Genomic DNA, 23,851 nt, shown 5'->3' on the forward strand with positions numbered 1-23,851 from the left:
CCAAGGACACACAATGAATATAAGTAAAATAGATTTAAACTTACTTGTTTACCTAGATACTTTACTAAGGGAGTGTAATGTCACTAAAGCTGCTAATCAGCTAAGCATTACCCAACCTGCCATGAGTAATGGCTTAAAAAGACTCCGTAATTTATTTAACGACCCTATTTTAGTGCGTACCAGCGAAGGTATGGTACCAACAGAGCGCGCAAAAGAGTTACAGCCGGTGATCCGCGGCATTTTAATGACCCTTGAAGAAACACTTGCACCAAACCGCGAATTTGAAGCATCACAAAGTAAACGTGTTTTTCGTATCATGGCCAGTGACTACGCAGCAAGCACTCTTGCCCCACGCTTATTAAGTAAATTACACGAAGAAGCCCCCGATACTACACTCGATATTTTGACCCCTAGTGATGTAACCTTCCACGATGTTGAAAACGGTAAGGTAGATATGGCTATCAACCGTTTTGAAAACTTACCGCAGTCGTTTCACTATAAACAAATTTGGAAAGACAGTTTTTGTTGCCTAGTAAAAGCAGATAACCCAATTATCAAAGACTTCAGCCTCGACAGCTATTTAAAAGCACGCCACATCTGGGTAAGTAAAACAGGTTTTGGTGTAGGTGTTGGTATGGACCCTAAAGATGTGCAAAAGCTAGGTTGGGTAGATGAGGCGCTCGCTCACTTTGGTAAACACCGTAATATTGCCACCTTTACCCGTAACTACCACGTAGCCATTCACTTAGCGAAAGAACAAAACTTAGTGGCAACGTTGCCTTCAAAAGCGGCGAATATCTATTTAGACGATCCGGGCCTTAAAATTCTTGAGCCGCCATTCCCTATTCCGCCGTTTGAGCTAGATATGATTTGGAGCCCGCTATTACACCGTGATGCAAGCCATATTTGGTTACGCCAAAAGGTTGCAGAAGTAGCCGACGAGCTTAAGTAAGATTTTACCAACCAAATTGTAATTATTGCTGATAAGCAAAGTGTTAGCTTAGCTTATCAGTAATCCTCCTCCCGCGAAAAACCAATAACCACCTGAAATACAATAACTTTATATTTAAGTAATGAACTGGAATATGCTTTGCAAGTATCTAATTGCATTGTTTTTAATATTCAAAAAGAGGTCATTATGAATACTCATCAAGGACAAGACGTTCATCATATTGCAGATATCATCCAAGTTATGAATAGCGGTATCGATTTTTATGAAAAAGCTCAGGAAAAAGTAACCGACCCAAGCATAATTGCCTTATTTCAACGCATGATAGATGCGCGTAAAGTAAGTGTTGAGCGCTTACAACCTTATGCTATTAACGAAAATGGCGAACGCGAAAATGGCTCTGACTTTGCTGTAGAAGCGCGTAAAGCTTATACATCAGTAATCACCAAACTCGGTGCCGACAAAAACGCCACCTATGTTAGTGAACTTGAAGAAGTTGAAGATAAAACACTAGCCGAAATCAAACACGCGCTTAAAAAACCACAACCCCATGATTGTGAAGCCGCGTTATCAAAAACCCTGCTGACAATTCAAAGTTGTCATGCTGAAATGAGTAAAATGAAAAAGCATTAAATTGTGAGAGTGCAAAGCCCAGTTAAGCTGGGCTTTTATCTGTTAGATATACTGTTATTATTTATCAATATTTAACTTCTTGGTTATAGCTTCAAATGAAAGGCAACTAAGAGCTAATCCACCATCCATACCAAAGTTCGGCTAAAGTCCAATAGCTAACATCAGGCATAACTCGTTACTGCCCCAAAATAAGTTAGGTTAAATGCTCTAACTGCTGCTTTGAGCAATCAAGAAACGGTCCAAGCCCTATACATTGAATGATAAGTTAACGCATACTTTAATAATAGCTAGAAAATTTTGCTTAATGGGCTTACAACACCGTTTGCTCCTTGTTGTAAAACATGGGTGTAAATCTGTGTGGTTTTGACATCAGAATGGCCCAATTGTGCTTGAACGGTGAGAATATCGGCGCCACTTTGCAATAGGTGCGTTGCAAATGAATGGCGCAAGGTATGAGGCGTACTAACCTTTATAATATTGGTTTGCTTTAATGCTTTTTTAATCGCTTTTCTAACACATGTAGGGTGGAAATGGTGGCGACGTATCTCGCCAGTTTCTGGGTCATCACTTAATTTGTAGGAAGGAAATAAGTATTGCCACGCTAGTGATTTATTAGCTGAGGGATATTTACGAGTTAAAGCGTTAGGCATCCACACACCTGCGTATCGCTCGTTTTGTAAATCTAATCTTAAATATTCTTCAACTTGCAAAATTTGATTTCTAAGTAATGGGATCAACTCCGTTGCAAGAGTAACTATACGATGCTTGTTGCCTTTTCCGTTCCAAATTTGAATGCATTTGTAATCAAAATCAATGTCCTTTACTCGCAATTGCACCGCTTCCATCACACGCAAACCACTTCCATACATTAACACCGTGATTAAGTAATATCGCTTGGAAAGATGACTCATCAATTGCTTTACTTCATCAGGCGTCATCACTACAGGCAGCTTGGGTTGTCGATTACTTCGTGCAAAATTCAAGTTTAAAGAAAGCTCATTTTTGACAATATGTTTATATAAAAAAGCGAGCGCATTTAAAGCTGCACTTTGTGTTCTAGGTGACATATTACGTTTTAATACAATATGGTCTAAAAACGCTTTGACTTCTGCATCTCCCATTGAGCTTGGGTGACGTTTGTTGTGAAAGTGAATAAATTTAGCGATCCAACCTAAATAAGCATTAATTGTTCTTAATGAATACTGACGAGTGAGCATATAGTCTGCAATGTAGTTTAAATAAGGAGAGCGAGTTTTCATTTTCATTCCTTTGCAATGAAGCTGTATATATATATACAGCTTTAGCTAAGTCTCTCGTATAGTCAAGAGAACGACCCAATCGCTCGTTTTTATCCTGAGGTAAAAGCGAGAACTCCTAAATTTTAATAACACTGGTAATTAGTTAACAAGTTTGTTAGAAATAATCTAATAAGAAAAACGAGCTACGCTGTGGTAGAAAAACGCGCGATTAGCTCGCTATAAACATGTTAGCAACCTAGAGTAAGAGCGTGATTTTTTTTCAAACAACAATAGGTGCAGTTCATACTTTGTTTGCATTATTGGCAATGATAAGTGGTGCATATGTCATTTTAACAATCAAAGGTAATTCTCTGCACAAAAAGGTAGGCTATTTCTACTTCGCTACTATGTTGGTCATGAACGTAACAGGCTTGTTTACTCGGACTCTCTTTGTATTTGGCCCTTTTCACTTTCTAGCAACATTCTCACTTTTCACTATATTATTTGGCATGGCGTGGCCTGTTTTTTTTAAACATCGCAAAAACTGGCTATACTGGCATTTTCAGGCGATGGCTTGGTCGTATGTTGGTTTGTGGGCAGCTTTCGCATCCGAAGTCATCGTTCGCTTACCGTTTGTTGAGTTTGGTATTATGTTTAGCTTGATGGTGGCAGTAGCTTCTTGCTGTGTAATGGTGATTGGTGGCTTTTTTATCGTCAAATATAAAAAAAGTGTTGCCACAAAGGTTGCTAACAAACCAATGCACTAAGACGCTTTCTCGCTGACTGCGTTCGTTCCTCACTAGTATAGCCAGCGTTCAATCGCCTGTGATTGGGGCGTTGGTATGACTCCCACAGTCAAGTTAAACGCACTGATCCTTGCCTAACTTTTTAAGCCATAATTTCTTCAGCTCGAATTAGAGCGAGTTAATACATAGGATGAAGCAAGTAATGTCGTCGGTTTTCATGCTGATATTCGTTGGTTATTACTATTTCTAGTAACAGAGCAGACCTTACTTAGTTCGTCGTGGCACCTGTCTTCAGTCTATGTTCGTGGTTCAATGCTGCGTTAGCTGCATTGCCATCCTAACGCCCTCGGTGGTTGTGCCACACCCGATGCTTGACCCAATGCATTAACTCTAATTCGTTCATCATGCAGGTACTCTTGCTAATCTTAGTTTTGGATCAACAGGTGTCAGTACCACTTCTTTTGCTATAGCCCAGATATACGCGATCATTTCTCGCGCAATTGCTGTGACTACAAGGTTATAATGCTTTCCCTTACTGATTAACTTTTTGTAGCGCTTGCAGAGCCTAAGTTGTGCTTTCCATGCGATATCAATAATCTGCTTTGGCAACCCTTCTTGTCGTTTTTGCATATCTGTGGAGATATTAGCGGCATACCTGTATGTGTGCGCACCTTCAATAAGGAGGCGTCTAGCCCTACCATTGCCACATTTTGTTATCGCACCGATATGACGTTTTCCGCCGCTTGAGTGTTCACTAGGTACAAGACCAAGGTAACTCATTAGTTTACGAGGGTGGTCGAAGCGCGATAAATCGCCTAGCTCAGCAATAACACCTGCTGCAACTAATAGACGAACGCCGCGCATCGCTTGTATTGCTTTTACGACAGGGTAATAACGCCATTGATGAACATGGTGTGTTAATTCATTATCAAGACGCTCTAAACGTGCCATTCTTTCAGATATTGTTTGTATAAATTCTTGTAAAACAAGTTGCTGTGCTGGGTGAGATAATACAAGCTCTGTAAGCCAACGAAGGTGTTTGAGCGACCAGTTAGCAGTGCCAGCATAATTTATATTATTATGCAGTAATAGCGCTTTAAGTTGATATTTGGCGTCTTTTAAATCTTTCATGGCAACTTCACGGGCGCGAGATAAATCGCGAACAGCTTCATCTTCCGGCTCTGGCACATAAATAGGTGTAAGGTCTTCTGTTTTAAGTAGCTTTGCGAGCTTCATGGCATCACGTTTATCGGTTTTAACACGTTCACCTGGTTTTTTAGGAATGAGAGAAGGGGCAACCACATAGCAGCAATGACCAAGGCTAGTGATTAACCGATAAATCCAGTAACCGCAGGGGCCAGCCTCATAGACAAAGTGAAGCGTTGCATCAGGGTATTTAGATTCAAAGTGACGAACTAGTTTTTTAACGGCTATTTTAGATGATGGCGCTCTACCAAAGTGCACAGGTTGTGCGCCTCGATGGTCTTCAATATAGGCGACTTCATTGAATTCTTTATGTGTATCAAGTCCGATAAAAAGTATGCTATGTTTGTTCATGCTAGCCTCTGCTGTTTAGTTATTTGACAAACTAATTATGGCTCTGGCTTTGTCATTAAGCTAACCCACGAAAAGCGGAGGCTAGCACCGTGTGGGAGTCATTATGTCTCTGATTAAATACTCTGACGTGTTTTTGTCCAAAAACGAGTTTATCTTGCAGTCTGCTACTCGCTCATAAACACCTGTCAGGTTTATTAATTCCTTTTAATCAAACCTGACGGATACACTTAAGACTTATTTACCCGTTAAACGCTTTGCAAATGAAATTGCATAGGCTGTTGAGCGTAATTTAAGTACTTTGTCATCACTTGGCATAAAGCCTTTAGACAATAGATTAGGATCATAATTAGTGAGATCGCAACCTGACTCACCTGTCGATTCTATGGTGAGCTTTCCTAAATTAATTGTTTTGCGATCAGCAGGCCATCGTACTGAAGGGTCAGTTAACACATCACCGGGATCGGCTAATTCTGCTTGAAAACGATAATGCACCTTCCCTTTTGCTAAATCTTCTTCAAGTCGCTTAGCCAGAAATGATTTAGGGAAGGTTTTCATTTGCTCTTCTGTTAGCACCTGTTCTGGCTCTTCTGGCACCATAGTCCATCTAAAGGCATGCTTAGCGCCCTTTTCATCAACCATGTAGAAGGTATGCACACCAAAATAACGTGAAGACACATACGATGCTGGCGGGTTGTGGCTTTGCAGCCAATTAAATTGTCCTAAGGTACTCGGGTTTTGCTCTCTGTATGCTTTTACTTTTGCAAAATCGATTTGCCCAGTTTTTTCGTCAGGTACTAAGGTACTTAGCAAACCAAAAAACGCTTCTGGGCTGTTACCTGCAAATACCGGCGTAGTTAGCCCTGCAATATTATGTACATCACCATTTTCTAGCACAAACTGCACCCCCATTCCTCGTGGGGCACGAGATGTTTCATCAGCGTGAGGGTTACCCCCGCCCATAGAAAAACGAATATTTGCTTTTGATGGCGCATTAAATAAAGGGCTAATTGAATACTGCTTTGCAGCTTGATTAGGTGTAAATGTGCCAACAGCACACACCCCTTTGGCATGACCTTTTCTGATACCGGGCTGCTTACCTGAAAGCTTTTCAAATAAATTGATAAAATCTTGCCCGTTTACTGGTTGCTCAGCAAAACTTACTGTTGGTAAAACAAGGCACATAGCACAAACTAAAGACTTAATTTTTAGCATTTATTCATCCTTTAAACTTAATTCCGACAAAAATGACCAGATAAACTTCAAAATGATTTCATCAAAGTTAATAAATATTTTTACCAACAAAAACGCTACAAACATTTAATAAACTTAGAATATTTATTTAACTACAGTATTTTTAAAAGCTGCTAACTTTAAATTTAGGATCCGAAAAACTGCTGTGGCGCCCAGCATTTTAAAAATAATCCGTGGTATTAATCACGACTATGGCTAGTCCACTTAATTGTAAATTTTGTGGCTTGGTCAAAAACAACAAGGACCTAATTATGGTGAAACAACATAAAAAATCCACTGCAAACGCTGATGTAGATATGACCCCGATGCTCGATATTGTGTTTATCTTGCTGATATTTTTTATCGTCACAACCTCATTTGTTAAAGAGCGCGCTATTGAAGTAAATCGCCCTTTAGCAAAACCAAGTCTTGAAAACCCTAAAAATCAAGCACAATTTACTATCACTGAAAACGACAGTATTTATTTTGCAAATAGGCTTATCACACCAGAGCAGATAATCGCTAATCTTGCGTTATTTGCCGCACAGTTTGAAATGACCAATGTGCAAGTAACAGCAAGTGAGCAAAGCAGCCACAAAACCTTGGTCACCTTGCTTGATAAAATAAAACAATATGAAGATGTGCCAATTTCTATAAGCACGTCTTTATAACTAAAAAAGGGCCTAACGGCCCTTTGCAAGTTAAATAATAAAGGAATCTAAAGGGAGTTTAGAACTTGTACTCTGCACCTACGTAGTAGTACGCACCGTTAAAACCAAATGGTGCTGAACGACGTGAGTAAGTGAATACACCAGGGCTTGAAACAATTGTGTTGCCGCTAGCATCAACAATCGTACCCGAGCGTGAATTACCAATGGTGTTCTTATCTGGGTAAACATCAAATAAGTTATTTGCACCAATGTTAAATGACAGGTTTTCGTTAAAGAAGTAGTTAACTTTAACATCAGTTAAGATTTCAGCACCGTATGTTTGACGGCCACCATCTTCAACTGTGTATTCGCCGTAACGGTTTAGAGATAGGTTTACTGTCCAATCTTCTAAACGGTAAAGCGCGCTTAAGTTAATGCGGTCTTCTGGTTGCCATTCTTCGATAATTGATGTTTCTTGGGCAGAAAACACATCTTCTACTGGAATAGTCTCAAGACCACTGCCTGATGGCGTGAATAAATCAACTACATCTGTTTTAGTGAAGTTAGCAGCAAAGGTGAAATCTAGCGTACCGCCAAGACCTTCTGTGTTCCATGTGGCAACTAAATCAACACCTTCTGTTTCTGTGTCTGCACCATTTAAGAAGAACTGACCCGCACCTGCGCCTGAGCTTTCAAGTGCAGCATCTAGCGTATCTGATAAACCTTTACCTAAACGGTTAGAAATAACGATACGGTCGTCGATATCAATCGAGTAGTAATCAACGGTTAAATTGATATTGTCGGTTACGTTATACACAATACCTAAGCTACGGTTTTGTGATTTCTCTTCTTTTAACTTAGGAATACCAATTGATTGCGCTAAGGTACTGTCGTTTCTAAACGTACCTACTTGCTCAGCCACTAAGCTGCCGTCATCGCCTACAACAAACTGTGTACTTACGTTATTAAAGTAAAGTTGTTGCATAGAAGGTGCTCTAAAACCTGTGCTTAATGCACCACGTAAAGACACATCTTCAGTTACAGACCAGTTACCCGCTAACTTAAAGTTAACTGTATCACCAAAGCCTTTGTAGTTATCGTAACGTACCGCACCTGAAATAATTACATCATCGATAACATAGGTTTCTGCATCCATATAGAATGAGATCACATCGCGCGACTCATCAACTGATGATGCCGGATCTGAACCACCAAAACCTTGCGTACCGCTTGCAGCGTCAACACTACCTACCCCGCCATTTAAGCCAGAATAGATGCTCATACCATCAACAGTGTCGTAATCACGGTATGCGTATTCGCTACCTTCAAGAATACGGAACTCATCGGTACGAAGCTCAGCACCTAGTGCTAATGAGAAGTTGTCGTAATCTTTAGTGTAATCAAGGTTTAGAGTTTGCAGTGATAATTCAAGACCATATGCATACGCTGAACGCGGAATAGTGGCACGAATTTCATCAGCCGTTAAACCTTGGTCATAGCGAAGGTAGTTAGCGTAAGAGCCATTGATAGTGTCACTAGTTGTGTAATCAATGCTGTTTTCACCGTAGGTGTACGATAAATCAATGCTTGAGTCATTATCGAACGATTTTTTATAACCAAAGTTATAAGACACGTCATCAATGACAGTATTAATTTTCGGTAAGAAACCCATAGGAATGGTTGCATCACCATCTTGTAATACAGGGTTACCATTAGCATTTGCGTTATGACGGAAAAACGCAGCTGATTCGTTTTCACGATTTGAATAAGTGATGAAGCCATATAGCTCACCACCAGCAAGCTCATAGCCTGTATTAACGGTTAGAGCAAATTGCTGTGAATCTGCATCACCTATTCTAAAAGTATCACGAGGTGCTGTTAACTCACGAGGGTCGCCAGCTAATAGCGTACCGTCATCAAGTTCAGTACAGCCGTAAAATTGACATGAGCCATGAAGGCCTGCACGGTTTGTCGGCGCACGGTCACGGTAGTTGATTGTGGTATTTAAATAACCTTCGTCACCTAAAGCAAAACCTTTGTTGAAATCAACAGTTACAGTTTCACCATCGCCTTCTGAATACTCACCGTAATTAATAGCTGCTTTACCGCCCTCTTCAGCGTCTTTTAATACGATATTAATAACACCTGCAATGGCATCTGAACCATATTGCGCAGCAGCACCATCACGTAATACTTCAATACGTTTGATTGCAGCAGCAGGAATAGCATTCATGTCGGTACCCGCCGTACCACGACCTACTGACGTATTAATGTGAATAAGGCTCGCTTGGTGACGGCGTTTACCATTGATAAGAACTAAGGTTTGATCTGGCCCTAAGCCACGTAATGTTGCAGGACGAAGTGCATCAGTACCATCACTGATAGACGAGCTTGAAAAGTTAAAAGACGGTGCAATGGCCTGAAGCATACGGCCTACTTCTGTTTGACCTGTATTCTCGAGTGCTTCGGCACTTAAAATATCAACCGGAACCGGTAAATCTTCAACCGAGCGTCCTGCTACACGGCTACCGACAACGGCAATTTTTTCGATGTTTTGTTCTGCTGATTGATCTTCTGCTAACGCTTGCGTATTGGCGGCAAGCAGTAATGGCACGACTGCAGCGCTGACCCCTGATACTTTGATCATGTTATTATCTATCCTATCTACTTGTTTGAGTTTTATACTCAGCAAGCCTTGTTGATCAACAACCGCATCGAGCTCAGTGCCTTCTAGCATCGCATTCAGTGCATCAAGTTTGGTGTAAAAGCCAAACACAGATTGCGCTTGATATTGCTTTGCTAATTCGAAAGAAAAAATGACTGTTTGTTCGGTTTGCTTTGCAAATTCGATTAACGCCAAATCAGCTCGTTGCGCTTTGATGTCAAACTGCAGCATTTGTTTTTCAGCCGCTATTGCTACTTGGCCTGCTGTGAGGCCATAAATAACAAAAGAGGCAGGTAACAACGGCAATTGCTTACTGCGCAATTTAAACAAACAAGTGAGGAAGAAAAATCCGCTATGTAAATTTAACTTTTTTTTAATTAATTTTTTGTGACGAGAAGGTGGCGCACAATTAACATCATTACATTGGCGTATTCTCATAGACAGAACTAACCTTTTGCAGCGATAGTTAAGCTTACACGATGTTCACCTAAACGTTGATGTTCTACACCTAAGTTGGCCTGTAAAGAATCAAGCAAACCTTTAATGTCGCCAGTTTTAAACACACCAGCTACTTTTAATGAGGCAAGTTCTGGGTCATTTAATTCAAAACGTGTGGCAGTATAACGACTCACCTCTTGTAGAGCTTCGCCTAGAGACTCGCCATTAAAAATCAGCATTTCTTGTTGCCATGCCAAATCACGTTGTACGTCATCAACCGATAACTGTTTAATTGGCTCTGTTTTACTTTGTTTTATCAGTGCTTTCTCACCAGATACAACAACATTAGCGCGAAGCGCTTTAATATCTGCACTGTTATCTGAGGCATCTTTTAAACGATTAAAGTCGCTAGCATCAACCTGCGTATTCGGATCAGCAATCATCACCTTGCCCTCAGTCACCACTAGCTCTAGGTCTGAAGCAGTATTTCTTTGAACATTAAACACCGTACCAAGTGCAGTAAATGATTTATCACCAGCAATAACCGTAAACGGACGGCTTGGATCTTTGGCAACATTGAAGCGCCCTTCACCGCGGCTCAAAATCAACTGACGGCGATCGCCTGAGTAGGCAACTTCGAGTTTAGTATTGGTATTAAGCTGAACAATAGTGCTGTCTGGTAACACAAATTCAGCTTGCTCACCCACTTTGGTGCGGTAAATTTTGCTGAATTTGGCGTAATCGTTTTCTTCACTTTGCCAATAGCTTGAATAGATAAGCATGATAGAACCAAGAAGCATTGCCACTAAAAAGCTGGCAGCGGTTGCCATACCAAACACTGCAGGTTGCTTTTGCGGTGCTTTATATGGAAACAAACTACTTAACTCGTTAAGTACACTCATTTCATCCCATAAGGTCGCAAGTTCAAATAATGCCTCTTGATGAGCCGCACTTTGGTGAGCCCACAAATGTAATTGGCTTACTTCATCTTTAGATAGGCCACGATCAATTGCACTGATCCATTGACTCGCTTGCTCTTGAATCATGTCTTTTGATGAAAATGGATGGACATTACTCATTTGTTCACCTCTTTTGCAGTGAACTCTGTGGTTGGGGTAAATGCCTGTGGTTGTACGTCGTGTGATTTCATTGCTCGGTGAACATGTAATAAGCCTTTGGCTATATGTTTTTCAACAGTACTTTCGCTAAGACTCATTTTAGCTGCAATTTCCTTTTGGCTTAAGCCATAGACTTTTTTTAAGATAAAACATTTTTTAACCTGAGGGCTTAATTCGTTAGTCACACGGCAAAAAAACAAAAAACGTTCTTTAGAAGTCACTTCATCTTCAAGTGCCATTGAACGCATGTGATGCTCAACCTGCTGTTGTTCATCTAACGATTCTTTGTATTTATTGTCCCATTTAGCGATATGATTTAACGCCAAATGCTTAGCCGTTTTCAGCATATAACTGTGAGTATATTCGATATTTTGCTTAAGATCAGCTTCATAACTTTTTATAAACGTCTCTTGCACAATATCTTCTACATCATCAGGGCTGACGATACGTGATACAAAGCGCCTAAGCTTGCTCGATATCTCGGTAAAAGCGGTGATAACCCCAGTTTGATCTGTCATCCTTAACTCACCTTTATTATATTTTTATTGCTTTAGGGTACGAGATTTCAGTTTAATTACAAGCCATTTGTTAAGTTTTTGTACCTTAGGTAAACAAAGATTTCATAAACTCATAAAAAACCTCTGTTTTGCGCGTCACTAGGCTGTTTTGTGATTTTAAAAACCATACTGGCGCGTCAGCATCAACAAGGCTATTAGGGAGTATTTCGATTAACCGCCCTTCGGCTAAATCATCTTTAATTGCAATATAAGATTTAATCGCTATGCCATGGCCTGCAATCGCCGCCTGTGTCATGTTATCTGAGTTAGATACAGTAAAACGCGTTCTCGCATTATAATTAATGACTTGTCCGCCTTCGTTAAATTTAAGCTGTCGCTACCATGGCAAACACACCCAGTAATGATCTTTTAGATCAGCCACCGATTTTGGTTGCCCATATTTTTCAATATAACTCGGCGCTGCGCACAAATTAAGTAAACATGCTTTGCGTTTTTTTGTGCTCAATAAAAAGTAAACTACAGGGTGTACCTTTATCTTTTTTGGGTATAAACTAAACGCTAAATGAATATGCATAGTGACGTCTTTCATGCTAATAGACTATTTTTTATGCATACCTACTTAACAATTGGACTGTGGAGTAAACATGCGTCTGCCTTTCGCACCTGCCAAATTATCATTATCTGCGTTGTTATTAGTTTCTGCTCCTTTGCTACTGCAAGGTTGTTCTGAAGCGCCACAGCAACAACAGGGTCAAATGCACCCCGCTGCTGTCGCGACTATGACAATGGAAACTCACGATGCCCCTTTTACTATTGAGCTACCAGCGACGCTGTCTGGTTCAAAAGAGGTTGAAGTTCGTGCCCGTGTCACCGGTATTCTTGAATCACGCAACTTTGAAGAAGGTCAGCGTGTAGAACAAGGCCAATCACTGTTTACAATTGACCTAGAACCTTATCAACTTGCGGTTGACCGAGCACAAGCTGCACTTGATGGTGCAAAAGCAGCGCTTGTTCAAGCTGACCGTGACGTTAAACGATTAGCTAAACTACGTGCCGAAAAGTCTGTTTCACAACGTGATTACGATAACGCAAGCTCAGCCAATGATATTGCAAAAACTGATTTAGCCGCAGCAAAAGTTGCCTTAAAAGAAGCGCAACTTAACCTTGAATATGCGCAAGTTAAAGCCCCTGTCGCAGGAGTAATGGGACGTGAGTTTGTTTCTGAAGGAACCTATGTTTCTGGTCCAGATTTATTACTGACTCAAATGACTCAGTTTGACCCTATTCGTATTCGTTTTGGCTTATCTGAGCGTGAACAACTGCAAATGCGTCAAGATGTTAAAAATGGCTCACTAACATTACCTGAGCAAGGCCACTGGAAAACACAAATTAAACTGCAAGATGGTTCGTTATACGGACAAACCGGTGAAGTTAACTTCTCTGATGTGCGTATTAATCCAAACACAGGTACCAGTGAGTTTCAGGCAATTATTCCTAACCCTGATTTTCAACTTCGCCCGGGCCAGTTCGTTCGCGTTGAGTTAAGTGGTGCAGTACGCAAAAACGCTTTCATTGTTCCGCAACGTGCAGTACTTGATAACGGCACCGGTAAGTTTGTTTATGTAGTAAGTAAAAACGAGCAAGGTATGGATGTCGCTTTACCTGCCCCTGTTACTGTAGGTGAATGGATCAAAAAACCAGAAAACGAGCAATACCAAAATTTTTGGTTAATTCGTAGTGGTTTAAAAGAAGGCGACCAAGTTATTGTTGATGGCATGGCACGTATTTTCTTCCCGGGTATGCCAGTCAATGTTGGCCAACCTGCCGCTAACCCTAGCCACGCAGAATAAGCACAGGGAGTCTTATGTTTTCTCGTTACTTTATAGACAGACCCATTTTTGCGTTTGTTATATCTATTGTTATTTTGCTTGCGGGCCTTGCTGCGATGCGCAGCTTACCTGTAGCGCAATATCCTGAAATAGCACCACCGGTTGTACAAGTAACCGCAGCCTACCCGGGTGCATCTGCCGATGTGCTTGAGCAAACGGTTGCGACACCGATTGAAAATGCCATTACCGGTGTTGAAGGCATGATGTATATGTCTTCAACGTCAACCAGTGCAGGTTCAACCACCATCGAAGTTACTTTTGAAATTGGTACTGATGTTGACCAAGCAGCCGTTAACGTAAACAACCGTGTTAAACAGGTTGAAGCCCGTTTACCTGAAGAAACGCGTCGCCAAGGTGTGGTGGTTCAAAAAGGTTCTTCTAGCTTTTTACAAGTTCATGCCTTTTACTCACCAGATGGAACACGTTCGAGTTTATGGACATCAAACTATGTCACTATGAACGTACTTGACCGTGTTAAACGTATTCCTGGCACCACCAGTGTACAAATTTTTGGTGCCAAAGATTACGCAATGCGTATTTGGTTGCGCCCTGATGTAATGAGCCAATTAGGTGTCACTGTTGAAGAAATTGCAGGGGCAATTCGCGTACAAAATTCGCAATACGCGGCAGGTAAAATTGGTGCCACACCTACTACGCAATCTCCTCAAGAGCTGGTTTACAGTGTAACTGCACAAGGGCGTTTGTCTGAGCCTGAGCAGTTTGAAAATATCATTATTCGTTCAAACACAGACGGTAGTAGCTTACGCTTAAAAGACGTAGCCCGCGTTGAGCTTGGCTCAAAAGACTATAACTTCAAAGGAACAATTAACGGTAAAGAAGCGGTACTGTTAGGTATCTTCTTGCAACCTGGTGCTAACGCTCTTGATGTAGCTGAAGAAGTAAACAGTGTTATTGAAGAAATGAAAAGCCAGTTCCCTACCGGTCTTGCTCATTTAACGTCATACGACACAACCCGCTTTGTTGAAGTATCGATTCGTGAAGTTGTAAAAACACTACTTGAAGCCATGGTATTGGTATTCTTAGTGGTGTATTTATTCTTACAAAACTGGCGCGCGACCCTAATACCGACCCTTGCAGTGCCAGTATCACTACTGGGCACATTTGCCGGCATGTATATGCTGGGTTACTCAATTAACTCACTCACCTTATTCGGTATGGTGCTGTCGATTGGTATTGTTGTTGATGATGCCATCGTGGTACTTGAAAACGTTGAGCGTATCATGCACGAAAAAGGCCTAGGTGCCAGAGACGCCGCCGTTAAAGCGATGGGCGAAGTAAGTGGCCCTGTGGTGGCAATTGTTTTAGTACTTTGTTCAGTGTTTGTGCCAATTGCGTTTTTAGGTGGCTTAACCGGTGAGCTATTCCGCCAGTTCGCTATTACTATTTCGATTGCTGTTAGTTTATCAGGTGTCGTTGCTTTAACGATGACACCAGCGCTTTGTGTACTTATTTTAAAACAAGAACACAAGCAAACTGCCCGCTTCTTCCTATGGTTTAACGACATGTTTACCAAGATCACCGGCCGTTACGTAGGTGCTGTTGGCTTTATGGTGCGCCGTGGTCTGTTAGGGCTGATCTTAATGACAGGTATGGTTGCAGCAACGATTGGCCTTTGGCAAAACACCCCTGGTTCACTTGTGCCAGATGAAGACCAAGGTTATTACATATCTGCAATTTTCTTACCTGACGGTTCATCACTTGAGCGCACAGAGCAGGTAACACAACAGGTTGTTGAGGCCGTGCAATCAAACCCAGCGAACGAAAACGTGGTGGCTTTTACCGGTTTTGACTTTATTGGCGGTGGTTACAAAAACAGTGCTGCAACATTATTCGTGACACAAAAGCATTGGGATGAGCGTGAAGTTGATACCAAGGCACTGGTGCAAGAGCTCTTCATGAAAACAGCAGGTATTAAAGAGGCGCTCGTGCTTGCCTTTAACCCTCCGGCTATTTTTGGTTTAGGTAACACAGGTGGCTTTGAGTTTTATATTCAAAACAAAGGTGATAGCGACCCAGACAAACTTCAACATGCAATGCAGTTAATGACAGCTGAAGCACAAAAGAGCCCTATCATCAGTGGCCTACAAACACTTTGGCGCCCTGATGCACCACAGCTACGTGTTGATGTTGACCGTGAACAAGCCCGCGCCATGGGTGTCGAAATTGATGATGCTTTCACTGCCCTTGCAGGTAACTTAGGGACTTATTACGTTAACGACTTCAATAAATTTGGTCGCGCATGGCAAGTACTAATGTCTGCAGATGCTGAATTTAGAATGAAGCCTGATGACATTGGTCGTATCTATGTTAAAAACAACCAAGGTACTATGGTGCCGCTTTCAGCCTTTACCACTATCGAGTATAGCCGAGGCCCTGAAAACCTAAATCGTTATAACAACTTACCTGCTGTTAAACTGATGGGTAATGCAGCTCCAGGTTACAGTTCGGGTCAAGCTATTGCTGAGGTTGAGCGTATTGCACAAGCAGTATTACCACCTAATATGACCTACGAATGGACAGGCTCTGCATTCCAAGAAAAACGCAGTTCAGGCACCACAGGAATTGCCTTAGGTCTTGCTGTGATCATGGTATTTTTGATTCTAGCAGCGCTGTATGAGCGTTGGTCGTTACCACTGTCTGTGATGCTTGCCTTGCCATTTGGTACCTTTGGTGCGCTTATAGCGGTTTGGGTTGTTGGCATGACAAACGATGTATACTTCCAAATTGGTCTGGTAACACTACTTGGTCTTGCTAGTAAAAACGCAATTCTTATTGTTGAATACGCCTTGATGAAACATCAACAAGGCTGGAGCGCAAGTACGGCTGCTCTTGAGGCTGCGCGTTTACGTTTTCGACCTATCATTATGACTTCGCTTGCTTTCATTTTGGGCGTTGTGCCTTTAGTACTGAGCTCTGGCGCAGGTGCCGGTGCTCGTCACAGTGTTGGTACCGGTGTGATGGGCGGTATGATGGCAGCGACATTCCTTGCCGTATTCTTTGTGCCGCTGTTCTTTTATTGGTTAACGGCACGTAAGTTAACTGAAAAACGTTCAAGACAAGAGCTTGCTGATGAGATAGCAGAACATCATCAACAAGAACATGTCAAAACCCAAGAGGGTAACCTGTAAAAAATGAAGGGCAAACAATGAGTTTGCCCTTTTTTTGATTATTTGATTACTAGCAATTTACTGCTTCGAACGCTAGTATTAAGGAAAGATGTGTGGAGTACAGCATGAATAATCAAAAATTAGCCGAATTTGAACAATATTTTCAAATCAACGAGAGCAACCGTGTCAATTTATATGCGGTTGAACCAAGTGCTGTGCCAAAAACCAATGCTGAGCTCGAAGCGGATATCCCTGCCCTATTTAAACTTGCCAACGAAGTAAACGAACTTGAACAAACAAGCTTACGACCACTGCGTAATCTGGGTGATGTTGCGCAAGAACTGGCAGCCTTTTTACAGGCACAATCTCGTAAAATTGATTTAATCATGAGTCACATCTTAGCCTCAGAGCAGCCTGACGATAACGCAAACTATTGCGATAGTTATGGCGGTGGTGGTGTAAAACTTACCTCAGCTGATGTGTATGAATTAGGGCAAACATTTCGTACTAAGTTGTTCTTGCAGCACGAAGCATCTGCCATTTATTGCTATACCGAATTAGTGGCCATTGAAAAATGCGATGATGATAAATACCAATACACATTATTGTTTACTGCCATTCGCGATGCTGACCAAGATTTAGTCGTAAGAGCAGCCCTGCACGCACAAACACGCCAACTTAAAAAACGTCAGCAAGAAAACAATCAACAAGACAGTTAAAAATCACGCTTTATCGCGCACAAAAAGCTGACATCTATGGCTAAAATGCTAAACTAGCCCCACCTTAGTTTGTTTAATACCTTCATGAAATTTAGACTTTTACCTGAATGGGCTGAGCAAGATGCCGTTATGCTCACTTGGCCTCATCAAGACACTGATTGGGCAGCAAATTTAACCGCTGTTGAGCCTGTGTATGTAGCACTTTGCCAAGCAATAAGCCAACAACAAGATGTTGTGATTGTAGCTCATGATAATACCCTCAAAGCACATATTGCAGCTTTACTTGCAAATGCAGAGGTTGATGCTAATCGCATTCACTTTGTGGTGACACCGTGTAACGATACTTGGGCACGTGACCATGGCCCATTGACCTGTGCAAATATTGATGACGCAACTCAATTGAAAGTAATGGATTTTATTTTTAATGGTTGGGGCAATAAGTTTGCAAGTGATCTTGATAATCAAATTAATCAAGTACTTGTAAATCAAGTCGCGAGCCCTAAAAATGGTTATCAGCAAAGTGATCTGGTTCTTGAAGGCGGTGGCGTCGAAATCAATGAACACGGTGTGCTACTCACAACCAGCGAGTGCTTATTAAACCCAAATCGTAACCCTGAACTCACAAAAGCAGATATAGAACAAACGCTTGTTGAGCAACTAGGTGCTACGTCGTTTCTTTGGGTTGATCACGGTTACCTTGCAGGTGATGATACCGACAGCCATATTGATACGCTGGTACGTTTTGCCCCGAACAACACCCTTGTTTATGTTAAGTGCGACGATAAAAGTGATGAGCACTTTGCAGCCCTTGATGCAATGGAAAAACAACTGCAATCATTTAAAACAGCAGAGGGTGAAAACTACACGCTGATTGCCTTACCTTGGCCAAAAGCAGTGTTCGATGAAGATGGTGACAGACTACCTGCCACCTACGCTAATTATTTAATTATCAATAAAACCGTTTTAGTACCAATTTATGGTGACGAAAACGACCAACTGGCGCTTGGTCAGGTTGCCAAAGCATACCCAAATCACACTGTGGTGGGTATTAATTGTGTGCCAATTATTCACCAATTTGGCAGCTTACACTGTATTACAATGCAATTACCGCGCGGCTTTTTAGCAGGAACAAACAATGACTAAACCAACGCATTTAAAGGTTGCTCTTGTTCAGCAATCAAACACCGATAATGCTCAAGACAATATGGCAAAATCAATTGCTGGTATTCGTGATGCAGCAAGCCAAGGCGCTAAGCTTATTGTTCTTCAAGAGCTACACCGTAGCTTGTATTTTTGCCAAACCGAAGATGTAGACGTTTTTGATTTAGCAGAAACAATCCCGGGTCCAAGTACAGACACCTTAGGTGCACTTGCCAAAGAGCTCAATGTGGTGATCGTGTCATCATTATTCGAAAAGCGCGCTACGGGTCTTTATCACAATACTGCTGTGGTACTTGAAACTGACGGCAGCATTGCCGGTAAATACCGAAAAATGCATATTCCTGATGACCCAGGTTTTTACGAGAAGTTTTATTTCACACCGGGTGATTTAGGTTTTGAGCCTATTCAAACCTCTGTTGGCAAATTAGGCGTGTTAGTTTGTTGGGATCAATGGTTCCCAGAGGCGGCACGCTTAATGGCAATGGCCGGTGCTGAAATTTTAATTTACCCAACAGCCATTGGCTGGGACCCGCGTGATGAAAAAGACGAGCAAACACGTCAAAAAGACGCCTGGGTTATTTCACAACGTGCTCATGCAGTTGCCAACGGCGTGCCGGTGATCAGCTGTAACCGTGTTGGCCACGAAAGTGATCCAAGCGCTCAAAGTGAAGGTATTCAGTTCTGGGGTAACTCATTTATCGCGGGCCCTCAAGGTGAAATCTTAGCTGAAGCGAACAACAGTGATGAGCAATTATTAGTTGTTGAATTAGACCAAGCACGTAGTGAAAACATACGTCGAATTTGGCCTTACCTTCGTGATCGTCGTATCGATCACTATCAGGACTTAACCAAGATTTATCGAGACTAAGCAGTAAAAACAGTTTAAAGGAGTAGTAAATGGCGTTTGCGCAATGGGCAGCATTGCCTTGGGTAAAATCTGAAAAAGATAAAATTCAATGGGGACAACTTACCGGTAGCGGGCTTAGCATCGCAATCGCAGAAGGTGTAAAACAACACAACGAGCTGGTTGTGATTGTCACCCCAGATACACCAAGCGCCCTTCGCCTTGAAACTGAACTCGAATTTCTGTTGCCTGAAAACCCAGTCATGGTCTTCCCTGACTGGGAAACACTCCCTTATGATCATTTTTCGCCGCATCAAGATATTATTTCAGCGCGCTTAGCCACGTTAAATACCTTAAAAAAAGAACAACAAAGCGTATTAATCGTGCCAGTGTCGACCTTGATGCTGCGTACTGCCCCTGCTTCGTTTATTTATGGTTCAACCCTTAACTTTAAAGTGGGCGATACCTTAGATACGCACACATTGCGTGAAAACTTAGAACAAGCAGGCTATTTACATGTACAACAAGTGATGGAGCATGGTGAATACGCGATTCGCGGCTCTATCGTTGACTTATACCCTATGGGTAGCCCACACCCATTCCGTTTAGACTTTTTTGATGATGAACTCGACAGCATTCGCTTATTTGATGTTGAAAGCCAGCGCTCAGATGAAAAAGTCGACAAAATTGAGTTACTGCCAGCCCACGAATTCCCAACTAACGACTCAGACATTGAGCGTTTTCGTATCAACTATCGTGAACAATTTGGCGCAAGCTCTGAACAAGACTCAATTTATATGCAGGTGACTAAAGGAACCTGGCCTGCGGGTATCGAATATTACATGCCACTGTTTTTTGATGAATTGGCAACTATCTTCGATTACTTACCAAGTAATACAACCTTTATGCATTTTGGCGATATTGAGCATGCTGCTGATCAGTTTTGGCATGATGTGAATGTACGCTATGAAAACCGCCGTGTTGATCCGCTCAGACCTTTACTTGAACCTGTAAAACTGTATCAAAGCGTTAATGAGCTATTTGGTGAATTTGGTAAATACGCGCGCATTCGTTTATCGCAAGCAAAATTAGGCACCAAAGCGGGTCACACCAACCTTGCTAGTAAAGAGCTGCCAAATGTTCGTATTGATCATAAGTTACATGAACCGTACCAAGGTTTAATTGACTATGTTGCCAGTGAGAAAAAACAAAAAGGCCGCGTGCTGCTCTCGGTTGAATCGGATGGCCGCCGTGAATCATTACTCACCTTATTAAAACCAAGTGGTTTAAAGCTTAAAGAATTTGAATCGTTTAGCGATTTTACCAATAGTTCGAGTGATGTTGGCCTAATTGTTTCGCCACTTGAGCAAAGTGTGGTGCTAGACGGTAAGCCACGTTTAACCATTATCACAGAGCAAGAATTATTAGGCATTAAGGTCTCGCAGCGTCGACGCCGTAAACATAAATACGAAGCCAGCCAAGATGCGCTTATTCGTAACCTTGCTGAGCTACGTGAAGGTCAACCGATTGTGCACCTTGATCACGGTGTAGGCCGCTACCAAGGCCTTGAAACCATTGATGCTGCTGGTGTGATCACTGAGTTTGTTACGATCATTTACGCTAACGAGGCAAAACTATACGTGCCCGTTTCTGCGTTACATATGCTCAGCCGCTATTCTGGTGGCGAAGAAGCCTCTGCCCCGCTTCATAAATTGGGCTCTGATGCGTGGGAAAAAGCCAAGAAACGTGCCGCTGAAAAAGTTCGTGATGTGGCTGCTGAACTCTTAGATATTTACGCTAAACGCCAAGCAAAGCCTGGCAATAAATTTAAGCTTGATGGCAGTGCTTATCGTCAATTTAGCGACAGCTTCCCATTTGAAGAAACTGACGATCAACGCAACGCCATTGAGTCTGTGCTCGGTGATATGCAAAGCAAGCAAGCGATGGACCGTTTAGTATGTGGTGACGTTGGCTTTGGCAAAACCGAAGTGGCAATGCGCGCAGCCTTTGTGGCAGTGAATGATAACAAGCAAGTTGCGGTACTTGTACCAACCACACTGCTTGCACAGCAGCATTATGAAAACTTTAAAGACCGTTTTGCCGATTTACCAATTGAGGTGGGTGTTTTATCGCGCTTTAACTCAACTAAAGAGCAAAAAGACACCCTCGATAAAATGGCTGAGGGTAAATTAGATATCGTGATTGGTACTCACAAGCTTATTCAACAAGATATTCAATTTAAAGATTTGGGCTTATTGATTGTTGACGAAGAGCACCGTTTTGGGGTGCGTCAAAAAGAAAAAATCAAAGCATTACGTGCCGATGTCGATATTTTAACGCTTACAGCAACCCCCATCCCACGTACATTAAACATGGCAATGAGCGGTATGCGTGACCTGTCAATTATTGCCACACCGCCTGCAAAACGTTTAGCGGTTAAAACCTTTGTTAGACAAAGAGATGCTGAACTAATTCGCGAAGCAATTCTGCGTGAGATTAAACGCGGTGGTCAGGTGTATTTCTTACATAATAATGTTGAAACCATAGACCGAGTTGCTGAAGAAATCAGTGAGTGGGTACCTGAAGCCAGCGTAACAACGGCACATGGTCAAATGCGAGAGCGCGAGCTTGAGCAAATTATGAGTGATTTTTATCACCAAAAATATAACGTGATTGTGTGTACCACTATTATCGAAACCGGTATCGATGTACCGACTGCCAACACCATTATTATGGATAGAGCAGATAAGCTGGGTCTGGCACAACTGCATCAGTTGCGTGGTCGTGTAGGCCGAAGCCATCACCAAGCCTATGCCTACCTACTGACTGGTAACCCTAAATCACTGAGTAAAGATGCGGTTAAACGCCTTGAAGCGATTGAATCACTGGAAGACTTGGGTGCAGGTTTTGCGCTCGCAACCCATGACTTAGAAATTCGTGGTGCCGGTGAGCTGCTTGGTGACGACCAATCAGGTCAAATGCAAACCATTGGTTTTAGTTTGTATATGGAAATGCTTGAGCAAGCGGTTAACTCCCTCAAAGAAGGTAAAGAGCCAACCCTTGAGAACTTATTAGGTCAGCAAACTGAGGTAGACTTAAAGCTGCCAGCGTTATTACCTGATGATTATATTCATGATGTAAACGTACGTTTAGGTATCTATAAACGCATTGCAAGCTGTGCTAACCTCAATGATATGGACGAGTTACAGGTAGAGCTGATTGACCGTTTTGGTCTACTGCCTGACGCCACAAAAAACTTATTCAGTTTGCAGCAATTAAAACTGCAAGCAAGTAATATTGGCATTAAGAAGATTGAAGCAAACCCGAAAGGCGGTTATTTTGAGTTTAGCCAGCATACAAAGGTTAACCCTAGCTTCATTATAGGTTTGATACAAAGTGCACCGCAGGTGTATAAAATGGATGGCGCAAATAAACTGCGCTTTGCAATTAGCGAAGCCAACGCTCGCGAACGCTTAAAAATGGTCACTGCAATGATTGCAGATTTCGAAAAAAAGGTTAGCCATTAATGTTGTTTAGAAATAGTTTACTACTGCTTTGTTGCTTATTTACAAGCTCGTCATTTGCAACACGTTGGTTCGAAATTGAAGTTCTTATTTATAAACAGCGCCCAGCCCCCTACTTACAGGAAGATTTCAGCTTAAAACACGATGAAATCAAGGCTAAGCGTAGCAAGGATTTATTATCTCCTGCATACACAGAGCAGGCAAAACAGGCTTGTATTGAAGGTGATAGCCGCTTTCGCTCAGATTCGTTCACAGACTCTTTAGTCAATAGCAACCCTCACTCAAACGTGTGTGATGACAGTGTTGATTTTTTAGCTAGCTACAATCAACTTCCTGTGACACCCGTTGTTGAGCCCCGTGAAGACACTGACGACATTTATTTAATGGCGCCAGAACAATTACAGTTTGTTGAGCAAAAAAATCAGCTTGATAGAAAAGGCTTAACCCCAATTTTACACACGGGCTGGCGTTTTCCTGAAATGAGTGAAAAAAGAGCACTGAGTATCCGCCTCTTTGCCGGCGAGCACTTAGCAAAACACGCAAGTCCTGTAGAAGAAAACAACGATTTTATTAGTTTAGTCGGCCCTACTGAGCGCTATATTCCCGACCAACTGCAAAATGTGCCAGAGTGGGAATTAGACGGTTTAATGAAGATTTATGTTCGTCACTACCTGTTTATAAACGCAGATTTTGATATTAGTCAGCGCTTAGAAACTGGTGATTACGAAAAAGCACGTTTTTCACAATTTAAACGTGTGATTAGTAACGAGATACATTATTTTGATCACCCACGTATGGGGATGATCGTGCAAATAAGACGCTACAACCATTAATGGATACAATT

At 41.9% G+C, this 23,851-nt stretch carries 17 protein-coding genes and 1 pseudogene; 11 read left to right on the forward strand and 7 right to left on the reverse strand.

Translation table 11 applies throughout. The features are described 5' to 3' along the window. The first annotated feature begins 13 nt into the window (after positions 1-13). Positions 14-952 (forward strand): LysR family transcriptional regulator, encoded by a 939-nt coding sequence (locus ABMY41_RS01425; protein ID WP_054554698.1) that lies wholly within the window; start codon positions 14-16, stop codon positions 950-952. A gap of 186 nt (positions 953-1,138) precedes the next feature. Beyond that, positions 1,139-1,582 (forward strand): PA2169 family four-helix-bundle protein, encoded by a 444-nt coding sequence (locus ABMY41_RS01430; RefSeq protein ID WP_058584881.1) that lies wholly within the window; start codon positions 1,139-1,141, stop codon positions 1,580-1,582. A 287-nt stretch (positions 1,583-1,869) separates the two neighbouring features. On the opposite strand, the gene ABMY41_RS01435 is transcribed toward ABMY41_RS01430, so the two are convergent. Further along, a complete protein-coding gene (locus tag ABMY41_RS01435) occupies positions 1,870-2,841 on the reverse strand; it encodes an integron integrase (RefSeq protein WP_349273990.1) in 972 nt (323 codons plus the stop codon). Positions 2,842-3,089: 248 nt separating this feature from the next. Here ABMY41_RS01435 and ABMY41_RS01440 point away from each other — a divergent pair, with 248 nt between their 5' ends. Next, positions 3,090-3,587, forward strand: a complete 498-nt coding sequence (locus ABMY41_RS01440) for a DUF2306 domain-containing protein (protein WP_335993262.1) — start codon at positions 3,090-3,092, stop codon at positions 3,585-3,587. 381 nt (positions 3,588-3,968) lie between these two features. Here ABMY41_RS01440 and ABMY41_RS01445 read toward each other — a convergent pair whose 3' ends face one another. Together ABMY41_RS01445 and ABMY41_RS01450 are read right to left on the reverse strand one after the other, a co-directional pair. Further along, positions 3,969-5,123, reverse strand: a complete 1,155-nt coding sequence (locus tag ABMY41_RS01445) for an IS110 family transposase (RefSeq protein WP_349273992.1) — start codon at positions 5,121-5,123, stop codon at positions 3,969-3,971. Between the two features lie 234 nt (positions 5,124-5,357). Further along, positions 5,358-6,335 (reverse strand): catalase family peroxidase, encoded by a 978-nt coding sequence (locus tag ABMY41_RS01450; protein ID WP_349273993.1) that lies wholly within the window; start codon positions 6,333-6,335, stop codon positions 5,358-5,360. A 290-nt stretch (positions 6,336-6,625) separates the two neighbouring features. Between ABMY41_RS01450 and ABMY41_RS01455 the strand changes: the two genes are divergently transcribed. Beyond that, entirely contained in the window at positions 6,626-7,024 is a 399-nt protein-coding gene (locus ABMY41_RS01455) for a biopolymer transporter ExbD (RefSeq protein WP_349273994.1), read from the forward strand. A gap of 58 nt (positions 7,025-7,082) precedes the next feature. On the opposite strand, the gene ABMY41_RS01460 is transcribed toward ABMY41_RS01455, so the two are convergent. From ABMY41_RS01460 to ABMY41_RS01475, 4 genes and pseudogenes are all read right to left on the reverse strand, one after another. Beyond that, complete coding sequence (locus tag ABMY41_RS01460) at positions 7,083-10,106, reverse strand: TonB-dependent receptor (RefSeq protein ID WP_058584871.1); 3,024 nt, start codon at positions 10,104-10,106, stop codon at positions 7,083-7,085. A gap of 8 nt (positions 10,107-10,114) precedes the next feature. Continuing rightward, positions 10,115-11,185 carry a FecR domain-containing protein gene (locus tag ABMY41_RS01465; RefSeq protein WP_289097996.1) on the reverse strand — a complete coding sequence of 357 codons (1,071 nt, stop codon included), beginning with the start codon at positions 11,183-11,185 and terminating at the stop codon, positions 10,115-10,117. After that, on the reverse strand, positions 11,182-11,742 hold the full coding sequence (locus tag ABMY41_RS01470) for an RNA polymerase sigma factor (RefSeq protein ID WP_055021034.1): 561 nt from the start codon (positions 11,740-11,742) through the stop codon (positions 11,182-11,184). Before ABMY41_RS01470 ends, ABMY41_RS01465 begins: the two co-directional genes overlap by 4 nt. An 85-nt stretch (positions 11,743-11,827) precedes the next feature. Further along, a pseudogene (locus ABMY41_RS01475) lies at positions 11,828-12,211 on the reverse strand (LysR substrate-binding domain-containing protein); the annotation flags it as partial. Between the two features lie 175 nt (positions 12,212-12,386). Here ABMY41_RS01475 and ABMY41_RS01480 point away from each other — a divergent pair. The 7 genes from ABMY41_RS01480 to ABMY41_RS01510 all read left to right on the forward strand — a co-directional run bounded on the left by ABMY41_RS01480 (position 12,387) and on the right by ABMY41_RS01510 (position 23,840). Continuing rightward, a complete protein-coding gene (locus tag ABMY41_RS01480; RefSeq protein ID WP_054561341.1) occupies positions 12,387-13,592 on the forward strand; it encodes an efflux RND transporter periplasmic adaptor subunit in 1,206 nt (401 codons plus the stop codon). 14 nt (positions 13,593-13,606) lie between these two features. Then, positions 13,607-16,780, forward strand: coding sequence for a multidrug efflux RND transporter permease subunit (locus ABMY41_RS01485; protein WP_349273996.1), 3,174 nt, complete (start codon positions 13,607-13,609; stop codon positions 16,778-16,780). 104 nt (positions 16,781-16,884) lie between these two features. Beyond that, complete coding sequence (locus ABMY41_RS01490) at positions 16,885-17,478, forward strand: PilZ domain-containing protein (RefSeq protein WP_058584935.1); 594 nt, start codon at positions 16,885-16,887, stop codon at positions 17,476-17,478. Positions 17,479-17,562: 84 nt separating this feature from the next. Next, the gene (locus tag ABMY41_RS01495; RefSeq protein WP_349273997.1) at positions 17,563-18,621 is read left to right on the forward strand and encodes an agmatine deiminase family protein; all 1,059 of its coding nucleotides are present in this window, start codon (positions 17,563-17,565) and stop codon (positions 18,619-18,621) included. Further along, positions 18,614-19,507 carry a carbon-nitrogen hydrolase gene (locus ABMY41_RS01500; protein WP_175078218.1) on the forward strand — a complete coding sequence of 298 codons (894 nt, stop codon included), beginning with the start codon at positions 18,614-18,616 and terminating at the stop codon, positions 19,505-19,507. The genes ABMY41_RS01495 and ABMY41_RS01500 overlap by 8 nt, the downstream gene beginning before the upstream one ends. A 29-nt stretch (positions 19,508-19,536) precedes the next feature. Further along, on the forward strand, positions 19,537-23,010 hold the full coding sequence (gene mfd, locus ABMY41_RS01505) for a transcription-repair coupling factor (protein WP_063529151.1): 3,474 nt from the start codon (positions 19,537-19,539) through the stop codon (positions 23,008-23,010). Next, positions 23,010-23,840 (forward strand): peptidoglycan binding protein CsiV, encoded by an 831-nt coding sequence (locus ABMY41_RS01510; RefSeq protein ID WP_287242957.1) that lies wholly within the window; start codon positions 23,010-23,012, stop codon positions 23,838-23,840. Before mfd ends, ABMY41_RS01510 begins: the two co-directional genes overlap by 1 nt. The last annotated feature ends 11 nt before the right edge of the window (positions 23,841-23,851 follow it).

The organism is Pseudoalteromonas sp. BZA4 (assembly GCF_040104395.1).
In the GTDB taxonomy this organism is placed as follows: domain Bacteria; phylum Pseudomonadota; class Gammaproteobacteria; order Enterobacterales; family Alteromonadaceae; genus Pseudoalteromonas.